Genomic DNA, 16,482 nt, shown 5'->3' with positions numbered 1-16,482 from the left:
GCCGCTTTTCAGAAAAGTTAACTAACTGTTCGGCGTAGTTTGTTATAATGAAAACTGTTAACGAGATGAGGAGAAAGTATAGTCATGGATCATATTCATTTATCAAAACGGCTTCAGGCCATTAGCAGTTTTATTGAGGCAGGCGAACGGGTAGCGGATATCGGCACAGATCACGCTTTTTTGCCGATTTACTTGGTGCAGCAGCAACGCATCAATTTTGCGATTGCCAGTGATATTGGTGCCGGACCGGTCGCAATTGCCAAGCAAAACGTTGCGGATGCTGGGTTAACTGCGCAGATCAGCGTCCGTCAAGCTGACGGTTTGGCAAGTATCATGCCTGACGATGCCATTTCAACGGTTGTCATTGCTGGAATGGGCGGTCAGCTGATGACGGATATTCTTGAGGCTGGCCAGCCACAACTAGACGGTACCGAAACCTTGGTACTGGCTCCCAATCGACACCAATACGATGTCCGTTTATGGCTTGATCAGCATGGTTATGGCATTATCGGCGAGGACATCGTTGAAGATGAAGGCCATATTTACGAACTGATGGCAGCTGGTCGAACGCGCCCGGATGTGCCTTATTCGGAAGCTGATTTACGCTTCGGGCCGATTTTACGGCGGCAAAAGAGTCCAACTTTTATGAAAAAAATGCACCGCGAAGCTGAGAAAACCGAGGCTGTGCTTGAAGGTTTGGCTGATGCACAGATGGTGCCGCTAGAAAAGATTCGCGAACAAGAAAAAATTTTATCATTAATCAAGGAGGAATTAGACGCACATGACGAGCGGTAAACAGATTATTAATCGATTTGAAGACTTTGCCCCCCTGAGTTTGGCATGGGAACGCGATCCAAGCGGGCTGCAATTAGGTAACCCAGATAAACCAGTTAAAACCGTCCTCGTAACATTAGATGTCCGGCCGGAAGTGGTCACTGAAGCCGAAGCGATTCATGCTGATATGATCTTTTCTCATCATCCAGCGATGTTTCGACCAGTGCATAACTTGGATTTGCGGGTTCCGCAGAATGCCATGTACGCCCAAATTCTAAAGGATGACTTGCTGGTCTATGCAGCGCATACCAACCTTGATCGCGTCCAAGACGGGATGAATGACTGGCTGGCAGAAGCGTTGGGATTAAGTCAAGTTGTGCCTTTTATCAATGAAGGTGAAGGCGCCAACATGGGCCGAATTGGCTTGTTACCAGACAAAATTCGCCTTGAGGCTTTTGTTGAACAAGTCAAAGCAGCCTATAACGTTAAAGGGTTGCGCGTGGTTGCCCGCGATCTAGACCGGCTAGTTCAAAAAGTGGCTATTCTCGGCGGTGATGGCGGTGATGCCTTCAACGATGCCAAGCAAGCTGGCGCCGATGTCTTTATCACTGGCGATGTGTATTACCATACCGGTCACGATATGCTAGCCGCCGACCTGCCCGTGATCGATCCCGGCCACCATATCGAGTCGATTATGAAAGGCAAAGTTGCGACTTTGATCAACGAATGGGCCGATGCAGAAGGATGGGATGTCAAAGCCATACCATCTAAACTATCGACTGATCCGTTTACTTTCATGTGATTGGGAAAAATTTTCCAGTAAATGCGATTTTTAAATAGAATTGACAAAGAGCAAAACACATAGCATAGGTGCGAAAATCTTACACTCATGCTAAAATAAAGCAAATTAACTGTCGGCTTTTGCCGCCAAAGGAGCGAATACCATGCCATTAGTACACATTGATTTGATTGAAGGCCGTTCACCGGAGCAACTGAAAGCCCTTGTGAAGGACGTGACAGATGCCATTGTCAAAGATACTGGCGCACCCGCTGAGCATATTCACATTGTTCTTAACGAAATGGCTAAGGAACATTATTCAGTTGCCGGTGTACTTGCATCAGATAAGGCTTAACGGCTGGCTTTGAGCAATCAGTACCGGGTCACAGAAGGGAAGGGTTCAACGATGGCAGACACCAGCGATCAGGCAGCCTCACAAGATCAGGCTTATTTTGATAAAATGAAACAGCAAATTCTTGACGCTTTGGAAACCGTCATTGACCCAGAGCTCGGTGTCGACTTAATTAACCTCGGCTTGATTTATGGGGTTGATTTAGATGAAAGCGGCAAATGTACCGTTGAAATGACATTGACAACGATGGGCTGTCCTTTGACAGACATGTTGGATGCTGATATTAAACGGGCACTGACAACGATTGACGGGATTACCAGCGTTGAAATTCATTTAGTTTGGTATCCAGCATGGGGGCCAGAACGCCTCAGTCGGTATGCCAAAATGGCGCTGGGCATTCATTAACCGGCGTTTAGACACGGAATGCAAAAGCCGCCGTTTAAGGCGGCTTTTGACTGTCTTTCAGGCAGTCAAAGCGATGGATCACGAGGGTGAACATGGACTATTGGAGCACATTAAATCGGCTGGCCAAACAATATGCGCGCATTGGACCGCTTAAATCACAACTAACTGCCATGAAGAATTGGCAAGCATCTATTGCGGCTGGTGTCTTGCCAGCACATGCGTTACCTTGGTTGGGACTTAGCACGCCGCAAATTGATGCCGCTTTAACCCAGCCACAGGCGCAGCTGCAAGAACTGCTTCAACTAGATCATCTATTGCATAATTTCCGCCGCTACATTGCCTTTCATGATGGCATGTGGTCATTTGTTCATGAAGATCTGTTTGCGACCTGGCATCGACTTTATGGTCCTCAGCGGTACTTGGAAGTGGCAGCTGGTAATGGTTACGTGAGTGCTGGTTTGCGCGCACAAGGCGACAAAACGATCACAACCGATGCGCACACTTGGACGAAAGAAAATGTCACTGGCCGTCAGCCGCTTGTTCCAGTTAAAACCGCCACAGCCAACGCGGCGTTGTTCCTCTACGCCCAACAAGTCGATGCTGTTGTGATGGCTTGGAGCCCAGATAAGGATCCTAATGATGTCCGGTTCCTGCATATTATGCAACACTATTTTCCCACTAAACAATTATTCGTGATCGGCGAACGCAACGGTGCAACCAATAGCCGGTTATTTTGGCAAGAAGCCCGAACCGTTCCGGATCGGCGATTATTCGCGCTTAATCGTGCGTTTGGTCATTTTGATGCGATTCACGAACGAGTTTACCGATTACAATAGTCTCTGTACTGTTGGCAAATGGCTTATTTGTGCAGGACTTGAGGAGGATGACGTGAAAAAATTATTCTTGATTGATCTTTTATGGATCGGTTTAGCGATATTAGCCGGTTTAGTATGGTCACAGCATGATCAAAATGAATATGCCAGTCAGCTTGATCACCTCGGCATGTCGGAAACGGCTCAGGAATATGTCACGACAAGTTCGCGCAGCATCACCACCGCGATAAGCGAGCTCGATAAAACTGATTTCAAAGGTTATCAGGTCCAGTTTGTTGCTAAACAAGTCGTGTACGTTTATCAGCGTGGCACAGTTGCGAGCCTGCCACTCGATAGTGGTCAGTGGTTCTCGGCTGGCGATTTTGCCTCCAGTCTGCCGGTGACGGTGGTTGGCCGCGATCTTGCCGATAAACTGTATACTGGCAGTAATAATCAGCGTTATTTGCAAGTGAATGGTCAATATGTCCCGGTATTGGGAACGGTGGGCACACGCAAAGGCAGCCCGCTAAATAAAGTTATCTTTCTCAACGCCTCTGCACAAACTACCAATAGTAAGCTGAAACTAAAGCAGGTCAAAATCTATGTTGACGGCGCCAGTCAGCATAGCAAGGCCTTAAAAGCCGCTTTCAAAGCAAAAAATATTCATCGGGTCCACTTTAGCGATAGTAATGCTTCGACTTGGTGGCATGCTTATGGTCAAACGGCATTGTTCAGCTTATTCTTATTGCTGGGTGCAGGATTGCTGACGATGCTCATGGTGGTCTTAATGGGGCCGTTGCAAACAGCTGGTTTGGATTTGAATATGCGGGCGCGTTACTTGCGCGGCGTTTTATCTAGCTGTGGTGGTCATATTGGCGTCAGTCTTTTTCTTGGTGGCCTTTTTGCAAACTGGTGGTTCTACTTCACCACGCGAACTAATATTTGGGTCTTTCTTGTCGTTTTGACCATCACTGCCATTTTCTTCCTCCGTTACTTGATTCACAGAAAGGATAAAGCTAGTGCAACTACCTGAAGCATTTAAGGAAAAATATACTCGTTTGCTGGGCGATGAAGCAGCTGCTTTTTTAGCGACATTTGAAGCACCTGCGGAAAGTGGCTTTCGGCGTGATCCAGCCAAGCCGTGGCCATTGGACGAGTCATTAACTGAACCAATTCCTTGGAGTCCGTGGGGTTATTATGGCAAGGTCGCCGGCAACGACATTGATCACGTTGCCGGACTTGTTTATAGTCAGGAGCCAAGTGCGCAGTTTGTCGGTACTGTTGCAGCCCCAAAGCCGGGTGAACGGGTATTAGATTTGTGTGCAGCGCCAGGCGGTAAATCGACCCAACTTGCTTGTTATTTAGGCGACACTGGGCTTTTGGTCAGCAATGAGATCAATGGTCCGCGGTCAAAAGTTTTGTCAGGCAATCTGGAACGGTGGGGTACTCGGCAGATTTTAGTAACGAATAATGATCCTGACACGTTGGCAAAAGCGTGGCCACAAATGTTTGATCGAATTTTGGTTGATGCACCTTGTTCAGGAGAAGGCATGTTTCGTAAAGATCCGGATGCAATCCAGTATTGGCATGCGGACTATCCTGCGCAATGTGCTGAGCGGCAAAAGCAGATTCTCAAAGCGGCTGTGAAGATGCTAGCACCAGGCGGCACGTTGATTTACTCGACTTGCACCTTTAGTCCTGAAGAAGATGAGCAAATCATTGCCTGGCTATTGGCCAATAACGCGTTCACGCTTACGCCGATTAAGCAATATCCGGGGATGGAAGCTGGGCGGCCAGCGTGGGCCGATGGCAATCCAGAACTGGCCAAAACAGTCCGACTGTTTCCTCACCGATTGCGTGGCGAAGGGCATTTTGTTGCTAAGCTGAAGTTAGCAGGGGCACCAGCATCACATCAACCAGCCCGCTTGCCGCTTAAACCGCTAGCCAAGCCGGCGAAGGATGAAGTTGATGCGTTTGTAGCGACAAGCCTAACCAAGCAGCCCAGCGGCCTATTTTATCGGCATGGCGATTTTCTTTCAATTTTACCAACAACGATGATCCCGTTTGAGCACGTGAAAGTGGTGCGTGCCGGTCTGGAACTCGGAAGTTTCCGGAAGAAACGATTTGAACCAAGTCATAGTTTAGCAACTGCTCTTAATCCGGATGATTTTCAAACTATGATTGAGGTTGATGCGGACGGTTATGCACGTTATCGGCACGGTGAAACGTTGCCAAGCAAGGTAAGTGGCAAACGTTTTGTCCTGCTGACATTCGAGCATAAGCCGTTTGCAATTGGTAAATTGGTGAATGGTACCATCAAAAATTATTATCCAAAAGGGTTGCGTGTTTGATATTTAGTAAAGAAGACTCGGTTTGGGGCATAACTCACATCCGGTGAACGAGGCTGAGCCATTATTTGCTCATCGGACTTGTGAATCATTAAATTCCGAATAGTCGTAGGAAGGTGCTAGGCTAATAGTCCCTTGCCGTGCCAAACTTCGCAATCTCCGGCCAGATGGGGTGGCGACGCGTAGCTAGAGCGGAGACGGCGCTTCGAGCCCGCAAAGCCCGCGGTCTCGAAGTCGCCTAACAACATCAGCTCCGAAAATCGGTCGCTGTGTTGTTTGCACGGCTGAGCCTCATCTGGCCTACGATTGCTCCGCCTTGGCACTACGGTCTTTAAAATCTCAGCAATTAATCTATGGATAGGTAAAAACGAACGATTTTCCGATATTAGGAAAATCGTTCGTTTTTACTTGCCGGCTGAGAATTGTGTTGCAACATTATTCTCTTCGAATAAAAGTTCCAGAAGTCAATCATGACTTGGATTGTTTTAGGGTCAAATTCCCGGTAAGCCACGAGCCTGACGATAATGTTCCAAATCAGTACTTAGCACGATTGGGGCTTCTTGCAGCTCCTGCCAATTGGTGACGCCCAATAACGCGTAAAGTTGGCGCAATTGGTGCAGAAAGTTCTGAAAATAGGCCAGCGTCGCTTCATAGCCAGTCTGAATCAAGTGATGAAGCACCAGGCCACTCATGCCGACTGCATGAGCGCCCAGCCGCAATGCCTTCACAACATCTAATGGTGAACGAACGCCGCCAGTTGCAAGCATGGTTAGACCGAGTCCGCGCGCTTCAAGCAATGATTCAACCGTTGTCTGTCCCCAGTCTTGTAAATAAGCAAAATCGTGGCCCGAACGACGAGCATTTTCGATCGTGGCAAAGTTTGTTCCGCCGCGACCGCCAACGTCAACAAATTGAACCCCCAGCTGTTGTAAGGACTGAAGATCTTCGCGAATAAAGCCATTACCGACCTCTTTTACGACGATAGGGACTTGGCTAGTCGCAATGATGCTCTTAATGTTAGCCTGCCACATAAAGTCGCGATCGCCCTCAGGCATGACCACTTCCTGAGCAGCATTGAGATGAATTTCCAGTGCATTCGCTTTTAACATTGCCACCGCCGCCTCAGCAGCAGTCGCATGATGACCGGCACCAACATTAGCTAAAATAAACCCGTTTGGATCATGATCACGCAGCGTTGCAAAAGTCGGGACTAGTTGCGGATCACGCAACGCCACCGATTGCGATCCGCTGGCAATCGCCACCCCCAAAGCTTGGGCGAGCTGGCCTAGCTGCGCGTTTAACTTGCCGGTTTGTGGCGAGCCGCCGGTCATGGCATTGATATAAATCGGCCATTGCCAATTAAACGGGAGATCAGGTTTTAGATCCACCGCAGCCATGGTTGTTTCCGGCAAAGCTCGATGCAAAAGACGAACCTGATCGAAACCCGCATGAGCAACAGATTGAAAGTATTTTTCAGCTAGAAAAACATGTTCATCCTTGCGATGCGATTGCTGACTTTGTGTCATCAAATTGCTCCTTTGTGATGATGCTGGCATCCGGACCAAGGCGTGTGCTCAAAATCCGATCACCGAACACAGGGCGCAAGGCGGTTAATAAAATGTCCACGTAAGGTTCAGTAGTCAGAATTTTGACATTTGGTCCTGCATCCATCGTGGCAAACGCGGGAATACCCAAAGCCCGTTGTTCTTGCACTAATTGCCACGCCCGTAATGTTTCCGGCAGAAAGTAGGTGAATGGCGGTTCCTCGGCCATAATCGCCGCATGCATGCGCATACTGGACAATTCTGTCAATTTGCCGATCAGCGCTAAGTCGTCTTCAGCCAACGCGGTAATCATTGGTTCAATTAAACTTTCATTTGAGGCCACCCAGGCATCATAGTAGGGACTTGTGGCCACTGTGTTGGCCATGCCTTTTCGTGAACTGACCGCCTTTTTTTCAGCAGATACCGTGACCACAAGCATTCGTAATGGCAAACTAGGTTGAATCGCGAGTGGTTCAGCGAATGAAGAGGCGTCGTCATGGCCGCGATGCCAGATAACGGCACCACCAAAGATAGAGCGCGTTGCCGAACCTGATCCGCGGCGCGCTAATCTTGATAGTTCAGTCGGAGAAAGGTTTAGACCTGCCGCGCGGCTGGCAGCAGTGGCCAAAGCAGCAAAAGCAGAGGCTGAACTTGCCAGCCCGGCAGCAGTCGGCACGTGATTCAAGGAAGTGACTTGAGCGTACGTGCTAATTTTTCCTAAGTGCCGAACCCGATCCAAAAAGCGGCTGACCGCAACCGGGTTTTGTTCTTCACCGTTAAGCATGAAGCGATCATCATTTAGACTAGGATCAAATGTAACTGCTGTGTCAGTATAAAAGTCATTTAAAGTTAAAGAAATGCTGCTTGTGGCTGGCAGCATCAACTTGCGATTGGCTTTTCCCCAATATTTAATCAGCGCAATGTTTGTGTGCGCGCGTGCATAAGTCGTCATAATAGCCTCATTTCGATTCAAAATGGTATTCCCACACTTTAGCCGCATTAGCAGCTTTAAGCGCCGTGGTAATCGCTACCGCTTGATCACTGGCTGCTAAAGCAATCATGCAACCACCCATCCCTGAGCCTGTTAATTTAGCGCCATAAGCACCGTTATCAATCGCCACGTTAATGAGACGGTCAAGGTCAGGACTGCTAACGCCAAGTGCAGACAGATCGGCCTGATCGCGATTGAACAGTTGGCCTAAGGTAATAATATCATCTTGCGCCAACGCCAATGCTGCCTGGCGAACGGTGTCACCGATATCCTTGATGAGCGGCCGGTACATTTTGGGATCCTGCTTTAAACGATCTGCCACTGCTCCAACTGCAATTTTAGTTTGTCCGGCAACGCCAGTATCGGCAATTAGCAACACACCGTTTCGTGGCATCATGATCGAGCGCGGCGCCTTACCACGGACGAACCATTGCGGCCGCTCAGCGCTAGCCGTGGCAGCATCAAGACCGCTTGGATTGCCATGCAAAGCTTTTTCAGAGACAGCGGCCCAGTTCAGTAATGTGTCGTGTGATAGCGATGTTTGAAATGCATCGTAAAAAGCGCGAACAACTGCCACAGCGGTTGCGGCAGATGAGCCCATACCGCGCTCGGAAGGCAAAGCACTCGTGATGGTTAAATGAAATCCTTGATTCTTGGCGTTAAAGAAGATCAATAAACGTCGAATAAGCATGGCAATACCGGCAAAATTGGTCAATTGACCAGCATTTAAATTTCCTGTGAAAAAAGAAGACGTCACAGTTTGTCTGCCATCCGGCTGAGGCGTGACGCGAGCTGACAAGCCGACACTCTTCACTGGCAGTGCAATGGCCGGTTCCCCATACACGACCGCGTGTTCGCCAAGCAGAATAATTTTTGCATAACTTTTTCCCGTCCCGATTTCCATATAAACACCTCGTCAATATTCTTTATTAATGATAGCGCAAACGCCCGTCAGACACTACTTAGATATGCTAGACTAAAGCATAATGTAACAGAGCGTGAGCAGCCGCGCTTAGAAACCGGAGCATAAGCGGCCTCAAGCCTAAATGGCTGGGTTTTGGCCATTTAGGCTTGAGGTCCTTATGTGCAGGTTTCTGCGGCAGCCAACGCGTTTAGACAGAGCGTGAGCTGGCCCGGTGAGAAACCCGAGTGTAAGTGACCTTGGCCATTGCAGCCAAGGTGCTTACATGCAGGTTGCTGCGCTGGGGAGCGCGTTTAAGGAGGTAGGTAGCGCATGGGGCTGCAATTCATTTTAGGAGACGCAACGACGGATCATGCTGGCACGATGGCGACAATGGTTCAAGCTAATCTGCAAGCCGATTCACAAAACCAAATTTTTTATTTAGTCCCTAATCATATCAAATTTGAAGCCGAAGTCGACTTGTTGAAACGGTTGCGGGCGCAAGCAGCATCCGTCAATGGTGTATATGCGCAAAATCGAGTGCAGGTGCTGTCTTTCTCACGACTTGCCTGGTATTTCCTGAAAAACACCGCGCTTTATCAACAGCCACGACTTGATCGGGCCAGTAACACGATGTTGGTCGCAAAGATACTAGGTGAAAGCAAGGAAGAACTAACGATTTATGCTGGCGAAGCGCATAACACTGGGTTTGTGACACAACTGGCGGATCAATTAAGCGAATTAGTGACCGGTCGTATCACAGCAGAAGATCTGAATACGACAGTAGCCGCTTTAACACCAGGCGATCGGCACCGTGCTAAATTGCGAGATCTGGGGATCATTCTGGATCACTATGAAGCGGAAATCGGCCCTTATGCCACTAATGCCAGCCTACTAAGTGGGTTGCAACAGGTGATGCGCAATCAGGACCTGAGCCACACATTCATTTATCTCAATGACTTCAACGTCTTTTCAGCTTCAGAGACTGGATTGGTCGAAACAATGATTGAAACGGCTGCTGAGGTGACCGTTAGTTTAGTGCTGGACAAGCCATATCCGGCTGCGCCGCCAGTGGCACCTAATTTATTCTTACCTGCAGGCCGGTTGTATCACCGCCTTTATCAAAAAGCCAAAACGATGAAAGTACCGATCCGGCTAGATCGTTTTGCTAAACCGCGTCCGCTAAGCGAAGGCATGAAGCACCTTGCTGATTGGTGGCAAACGAGTACCAATTTACAACCACAGGCGCCTGCACAGACAGCACAGAACAAAGAAGTTGAGTTGGCAGTGGCGACTGATCCATATCATGAATTACGGACGGTTGCCCGCCAAATCTATCAAGCCGTCCGGCAAGGTGCACGTTACCGCGATTTTTTGATTTTAGCCCGTCGCTTGGATCCATACGCAGCGGTGATTCCGGCCATCTTTGAAGAATTCAACATCCCTCAATTTACTGATCTCGAACGGCCAATGAAGGATCATCCGCTAGTCGTACTCATTGAAAGTCTTTTTGCCATACAAGACCACGATTATCAATATCAGGATGTCATGCGCCTTTTGCATACCGAGTTGTTACTACCTGAGAATATGGATATCGCGGCTTTTCGTGATGCTTTAGACACAACAGATAACCATCTTGTTCGCACTGGCATTACCGGCAAAAAACGGTGGACACAGACCGACCCATGGCGCTATTTTCAGCGCAATCCTAACGCTGACGATTCGCAACTTGATCCCGAGGCAGATAAAACTGCCCAAATTAATGCAATCAAGACTTTGGTTGCGGACACCGTTCCGCAATTGCTGCGTCAATGGCAGACTGCCAAAACTGGTCGCGAAGCCGCGGCCAGCTTATATCAATGGCTGCAAACGACTGGTGTGATTGATCAGCTGAATGTATGGCGACAAACCGCTAACGCTGACGGTGATTTAAGTCGCAGTCAAGCCAACGAACAGGCTTGGGATACCTTCACCCAATTGTTAAATGACTATGCGACCATTTTGGGAGAAGCTGACTTCAATCGTGATCAGTTTCGAGAACTGTTGGCGGCCGGCTTTGCTAGTGCCACCTACACGCAGATTCCGTCGACGCTGGACTCGGTGGTTATTTCCGAAACGGGTTTGGTTCGTTTGGCCAAGGCAAAACACGTTTATGTGATTGGCGCAACAAACACCGCGATGCCTGATGTGCCTAACGATAGTGGTGTCTTAAATAGCGAAGAGCGGCAACTGTTGGCGGCTCAGCTTCCAGATGACCGTTTTTTACCTGAACAAGGTCCGACCACAACCTTAGGCGATCCTTTCATCAATTATCTTGGATTTATGGCAGCTTCTGAAAAACTGACACTTAGTTACCCCATGCAAAATACGCAGGAAAACAGTGAAAATCAAGCCTCGCCGTACTTTAGACAATTAGCCCAAGCACTGCAATTAACGCCTGCTACATGGGCACCGGCTGGGTTGGGGACATCTCTAAAAGCAGTTCTGGGTAGTCCGCGGGCCATGCTCAGTGATTTTGTTCGCGCGGCTGGTGAAGCTCAGCATCAGAAATTGTCTTTGAGTCGAAGTTGGCAAGGCGTTTTGGCCAGTCTCAAACAAACCAAGCTGGCACCGTTAGCTCAGAAGCTAGCAGGCAGTTTGACCTATCAAAATAACCCTGGACGTCTTGATCCGACATTAGCAGTCCAATTGTACGGTCGGGACATGAATGTCTCGGTATCGCGATTAGAGACGTATTATCGTAATCAGTTTGAATACTTTTTGAAGTATGGTTTGCTTTTACAGCCGCGACCTGAATTTGAGTTATCGCCAGCCGATACTGGTAGTCTTTTCCATGCGGTGCTGGATCAATATCTGACTCAGTTGCGCGACGCCGGCCAGACATTGGCCGATGTCACCGCGGCGGATGTCGCGGCGGCGGTCCCGCCATTAGTCGCGGCTATCACGAAGCGCCCGGGTTATGAAATTCTTGGCAGTACCCATCGGATGGCTTATTTGACAAGTCGCTTAAGTCGGTTATTGATCCAAGTGCTGACGAACATGCGCCAGCAGCAACGCCGGACCGGGTTCCGTCCGATGCGCACTGAGTTGCAGTTTGGCCGAATTGGGGATACCAGGGGCTTACCTGGCTTGTCTTGGCCGCTGCCGCATGGTGGTCGCGTTAATGTACGCGGCAAAATTGACCGACTAGATGTCTATCGAGAATCAGATGCGCAGCGATTTATGGTTGTTGATTACAAGAGCACGCAACATCGGTTCGATGACAGTGACGCGTACTATGGCATTGCCTTACAGATGTTGACGTATGTTGAAGCAATGGCAAATGTCCCAGCTGATCCGCCATTTGTGCCAGCCGGAGCACTGTATTTTCACTTACAAGATCCTAAGTTCAAATTCAGTACCGATCTTGACCTCGATATTGATCGACTAAAAGCTTTTAAATATCTAGGTTTCTTGGTAGCTAAAGATGGGGCAGACTTGGCGGCGGTAGACAAAACCATTTCAGCAGAAACCGGTGGACGCAGTATGATGGTGCCACTTGGTTTTAAAAAAGACGGTGCCTTCAATTATAATCAGTCAAACATTCTGACACCAGAAGATCTAAGTGCCTATCTTTTGCACAATCAGGCATTGATTATTGATGCTGCCAGTCGGATTTTAGCCGGGGATATCGCTTTGGCGCCGTTTCAATATGGACAGGAATCCACCGTTATCAGCAACAGCGACTATCAAAGTATTATGCTGTTCGATCCGGCAACCGGGTTTGATCATTACAATCATGTGCCAAAGTTGAAACGCAAAGAGGTGCTTGGCCGTGTCACAACTGATCCCACACAAATTCCGCATCATCGTCAGGAGGATTCGCAAGCATGACCCAATTTACAACCTCTCAACAAGCAGCGATTACCCACGACGGGCATGACGTGCTGGTTTCCGCCTCTGCTGGTAGCGGGAAAACCACCGTGTTGGTTGAGCGAATTATTCAAAAGATTCTCAAACAGCATGCCGACATTACCCGGATGTTGATCGTGACATTTACTCGTGCGGCAACAGCCGAAATGCGAACCAAGATTCAGACGGCTTTGAAGAAGGCACTCACCGAGCGACGACATGAGCTTAGTGGTGAGGATCGGCGTCATCTTGCCAATCAAATTGCCATGGTTAATGCGGCTAAAATCAGTACGCTGGATGCCTTTAGTTTGCAAATTGTCCAAACTTACTACTATGTCATTGATCTTGATCCCGGTTTTCGGTTGCTTACGGATGAAACTGAACGCTACATGCTGCAAGAGCGCGTTTGGGACGATTTGCGTGAACAATTATATGCCAGTGACGAAGCACCTGCGTTTGAACAACTCACTGCTAATTTTAGCGGGGATCGAGATGATAGCGGTTTGCAAGACTTGATGTTTGAGTTGATCCGCCAAGCCGGTGCGACAACTGATCCCAAGGCCTATTTGGAAGGATTGGCAACGCCGTATGCACCGGAAAAATGGGAAGCGACCTTTAGCCAACAAATCTGGCCGCGAGTTAAAGGCCAATTGCTGCAAATAGCCACCAGTTTGACTCAGGCGTCAGCGTTAGCCAATCAACTGCCAAACCCAATTTGGTATCAGCAAATTCAGGCTGATCTTGCCCCATTGCAAACACTATTAGAAACAAATGCACCCACATACGATACAGTCCGCAGTGTCTTGATTTCCCATGAATTTGCTGCTTGGTCGCGCATCAGTAAAGGACTGGATGACGCAGATAAGGACACTAAAAACGCGGCAAAAGATCTACGTGATGCTGCAAAGAAAACTTGGCAGAACAAACTGGCACCAACTTTTGCCTTAGCTGCTGAGCAAATTGGCGATTTGTTGCGGGAAGCTCAACCTTTAGTAGCCACATTAGCTAATGTGGCCTTAAAGTTTGAAGACGCGTTGATCGCTGAAAAGGCCGCTCGGCATGTTCAAGACTATAGTGATATTGCGCATAATGCTTTACGCATTTTGCAACAAAAAGATCCACAAACCGGTGCACCAATTGCCGATAACTATCGCGCGAGTTTCGATGAAGTGATGGTGGATGAGTATCAGGACATTAGTCCGTTGCAGGAGGCTTTACTTGCCGCTGTCAGCACCACTACGCCAGGTGATCGGTTCATGGTCGGGGATGTCAAACAGAGTATTTACGGCTTCCGACTGGCCGATCCGCAACTATTTATTCATAAATACCAAACATTTCAAGATGCACCGACCGATCCCGCCGAGCCAGAACGGATTATTTTAGCTGAGAATTTTCGTTCGACAAAAAATGTGTTGGCGTTTACCAATCTGATTTTCAGTCAAATCATGGATCCGGAAGTTGGCGATTTGAGCTATGACAACGCAGCGGCTTTAAAGTATGGTGCGCTTGATTACGGTGATGCGCATCCGGCAGTGAAAGTGTTGTTGTATAGCAAAGCAACATCTGATGAAGATTCTTCTGATGCAAGTGAGTTACCGGGAGATGCTGATGATAACGAGCCAGTGGACATTGCGACTGGCCAAACGCAGCTAGTCTTGGCCGAAATTCAGCGATTAATCAACGATCCCGATGCGCAACTATGGGATCGTCAGGCGCAGGAGTATCGGCGCATCCACTATCGCGATATCACATTACTGACGCGTCAAACCAGTCAAAACAGTCTGATTCAAACACAGTTTGCTGCAGCAGGCGTCCCATTGTTTGTGGCCGATACCAAGAATTTTTTCAAAACGACTGAATTGATGGTTATGCTGGCGCTTTTAAAAGTGATTGATAACCAAAAACAAGATATTCCGTTAGTGGCTGTGTTGCGTTCGCCGATTGTTGGTTTGTCAGCTGATCAGTTGGCACTGATTCGTTTAGCGGCAAAACAGGTGCCATATTATGATGCCGTGACAGCATTTCTACAAGCCGAACCAAAAACGCCACTTGCTCAGCGGACGCATGACATGCTGACGCACTTCTTCAACCAGCTCAGCCATTTTCGCGACTTGGCCCGAGAAAATGACTTGGTCACTTTGTTGTGGGCTATCTATCAGGATACCGGATTTCTTGACTATGTTGGCGGCACCCCAGGGGGCAGTCAGCGACAGGCAAATCTCCAAGCCTTGATTGATCGAGCCCGCACTTATGAAGCGGGTGGCTTCAAAGGGTTATTTGCCTTTATTCACTTTATTACTTTGATGCAGAAGCAGGATCAAGATTTGGCAATGCCTGCCCAAGTCGATCCAGATAATGATGCGGTGAAGTTGATGACCATTCACAAAAGCAAGGGTTTGGAATTCCCGGTTGTCTTTTTGATGCAGGCAAACAAACATTTTAATATGCGCGATCAAACCGGCACTGCCATTTTGACAAAACAAGGTATCGGTATTAAATGGCTAGATCCTGAAACTCGCGTTGAATATGAATTACCCCAGTATCAAGCTGCCAAAGCTGCACGGCAAAATCAGACCTTGGCTGAAGAGATGCGGTTGTTGTATGTTGCTCTGACGCGTGCGCAACAGCGACTTTACGTGGTTGGCGCAACGATGAGTGGCAATCAGCTGACGTCTGCTGATAAAACGGTCGAAAAATGGGCTGCGGCGGCGGAAGGTAAAGCGCGTGTTTTGGCGCCGCAAGTCCGCAGTGGGGCAACGAGCTATCTCGACTGGATCGGACCGGCCTTGATCAGACATCCACAGGCCCGTGGGTTAGCCGAAACAACTATCAAACCTGCGCTCGTCGGTGATGAAACGGAGTTTACAATTGAAATTGACGTGAATCCGCAAGTCACACCGACTGCAACTCCGGAAAAAGTTTCTGACGATTCAGGAACAATGGTCGACTTATCTGCGTGGTTTAAAAAGGCCTATCCTTTCCAAGCAGCAACAACTACGACAGGTTTTCAAAGTGTTTCAGAAATTAAACGCGCATTTGATGATCCAGATACCATTGATCTGGTCAATGCAGATCGTTTTCTCGGTCCCAAGCCACCGATGCGCGATTTAACGGCGCCAGCGTTTCTGACCGAAACCCCTAGTGGCATCAGCCCAGCAGCTATTGGGACGGCAACGCATCTATTGCTGCAGCTAGTGGATCTCGCCAAGCCGATCACCATGGCCAGCTTGAGGGCTTTGCGCGATCAATTGACCACCACGCAGGTCATTGCGGTCGATGTGGCAAAGCACATTGATTTGACGGCACTTATTCGCTTCTTTGAAACTGATTTAGGTCGGTTGTTATTGGCTAAGCCGCAGCAGGTTCATCGTGAAGTTCCGTTTTCCATGCTGCTGCCTGCTGACCAGGTTTTTGAAGCATTGGCCGATGACCCAGGCGAGGACGTCTTGATTCACGGGATTATTGATGGATACGTGAGTGATGAACAAGGCGTCACGCTGTTTGACTACAAAACTGATCATAACCCGAACACGGCCGTTTTAGTGGATCGTTATCGTGGACAGTTAAACTTATATGCACAAGCTTTGCAGGATTTACAACCCAAACCGGTGCTGCATCGCTATCTGGTCTTTTTGCGCACCGGAACCGTTGTCGATCTGGTAGCATCAGGTGCTGGTAAATAGTAT

General features: G+C 48.5%; 12 protein-coding genes. 9 read left to right on the top strand and 3 right to left on the bottom strand.

Annotation, left to right across the window (positions count from 1 at the left end; translation table 11 throughout):
* Positions 1–84: 84 nt before the first annotated feature.
* From AC07KQ_RS07490 to AC07KQ_RS07460, 7 genes are all read left to right on the top strand, one after another.
* Positions 85–795: a tRNA (adenine(22)-N(1))-methyltransferase gene (locus tag AC07KQ_RS07490; protein WP_003565647.1), complete on the top strand. Its 711-nt coding sequence runs from the start codon at positions 85–87 to the stop codon at positions 793–795.
* Positions 782–1,576: a Nif3-like dinuclear metal center hexameric protein gene (locus AC07KQ_RS07485; RefSeq protein ID WP_003584479.1), complete on the top strand. Its 795-nt coding sequence runs from the start codon at positions 782–784 to the stop codon at positions 1,574–1,576. The genes AC07KQ_RS07490 and AC07KQ_RS07485 overlap by 14 nt, the downstream gene beginning before the upstream one ends.
* Before the next feature lie 142 nt (positions 1,577–1,718).
* The gene (locus AC07KQ_RS07480) at positions 1,719–1,907 is read left to right on the top strand and encodes a 2-hydroxymuconate tautomerase (protein WP_003565643.1); all 189 of its coding nucleotides are present in this window, start codon (positions 1,719–1,721) and stop codon (positions 1,905–1,907) included.
* A 51-nt stretch (positions 1,908–1,958) separates the two neighbouring features.
* Complete coding sequence (locus AC07KQ_RS07475; RefSeq protein ID WP_003565641.1) at positions 1,959–2,309, top strand: metal-sulfur cluster assembly factor; 351 nt, start codon at positions 1,959–1,961, stop codon at positions 2,307–2,309.
* 92 nt (positions 2,310–2,401) lie between these two features.
* Positions 2,402–3,145 (top strand): hypothetical protein, encoded by a 744-nt coding sequence (locus tag AC07KQ_RS07470; RefSeq protein WP_003565638.1) that lies wholly within the window; start codon positions 2,402–2,404, stop codon positions 3,143–3,145.
* Between the two features lie 52 nt (positions 3,146–3,197).
* Positions 3,198–4,154 carry an ABC transporter permease gene (locus AC07KQ_RS07465; RefSeq protein WP_019891643.1) on the top strand — a complete coding sequence of 319 codons (957 nt, stop codon included), beginning with the start codon at positions 3,198–3,200 and terminating at the stop codon, positions 4,152–4,154.
* Positions 4,141–5,472 carry an RsmF rRNA methyltransferase first C-terminal domain-containing protein gene (locus tag AC07KQ_RS07460; RefSeq protein ID WP_016387807.1) on the top strand — a complete coding sequence of 444 codons (1,332 nt, stop codon included), beginning with the start codon at positions 4,141–4,143 and terminating at the stop codon, positions 5,470–5,472. The genes AC07KQ_RS07465 and AC07KQ_RS07460 overlap by 14 nt, the downstream gene beginning before the upstream one ends.
* Before the next feature lie 488 nt (positions 5,473–5,960).
* Here AC07KQ_RS07460 and fni read toward each other — a convergent pair whose 3' ends face one another.
* From fni to mvk, 3 genes are read right to left on the bottom strand one after another with little or no spacing between them, the layout of a single operon-like run.
* On the bottom strand, positions 5,961–6,995 hold the full coding sequence (gene fni / locus AC07KQ_RS07455; RefSeq protein WP_016387808.1) for a type 2 isopentenyl-diphosphate Delta-isomerase: 1,035 nt from the start codon (positions 6,993–6,995) through the stop codon (positions 5,961–5,963).
* Positions 6,961–7,965: a diphosphomevalonate decarboxylase gene (gene mvaD, locus AC07KQ_RS07450; RefSeq protein ID WP_003575170.1), complete on the bottom strand. Its 1,005-nt coding sequence runs from the start codon at positions 7,963–7,965 to the stop codon at positions 6,961–6,963. Before mvaD ends, fni begins: the two co-directional genes overlap by 35 nt.
* 7 nt (positions 7,966–7,972) lie before the next feature.
* Positions 7,973–8,908: a mevalonate kinase gene (mvk, locus tag AC07KQ_RS07445; RefSeq protein WP_013245763.1), complete on the bottom strand. Its 936-nt coding sequence runs from the start codon at positions 8,906–8,908 to the stop codon at positions 7,973–7,975.
* A 330-nt stretch (positions 8,909–9,238) separates the two neighbouring features.
* Between mvk and AC07KQ_RS07440 the strand changes: the two genes are divergently transcribed.
* Positions 9,239–12,778, top strand: coding sequence for a PD-(D/E)XK nuclease family protein (locus AC07KQ_RS07440; protein WP_016387809.1), 3,540 nt, complete (start codon positions 9,239–9,241; stop codon positions 12,776–12,778).
* Entirely contained in the window at positions 12,775–16,479 is a 3,705-nt protein-coding gene (gene addA, locus AC07KQ_RS07435; RefSeq protein WP_003575167.1) for a helicase-exonuclease AddAB subunit AddA, read from the top strand. Before AC07KQ_RS07440 ends, addA begins: the two co-directional genes overlap by 4 nt.
* The last annotated feature ends 3 nt before the right edge of the window (positions 16,480–16,482 follow it).

It is taken from the genome of Lacticaseibacillus sp. YLM2-1, assembly GCF_056583465.1.
Note: the sequence above shows the minus strand (reverse complement) of the source record. Positions and strands in the feature narration are given on the sequence as shown.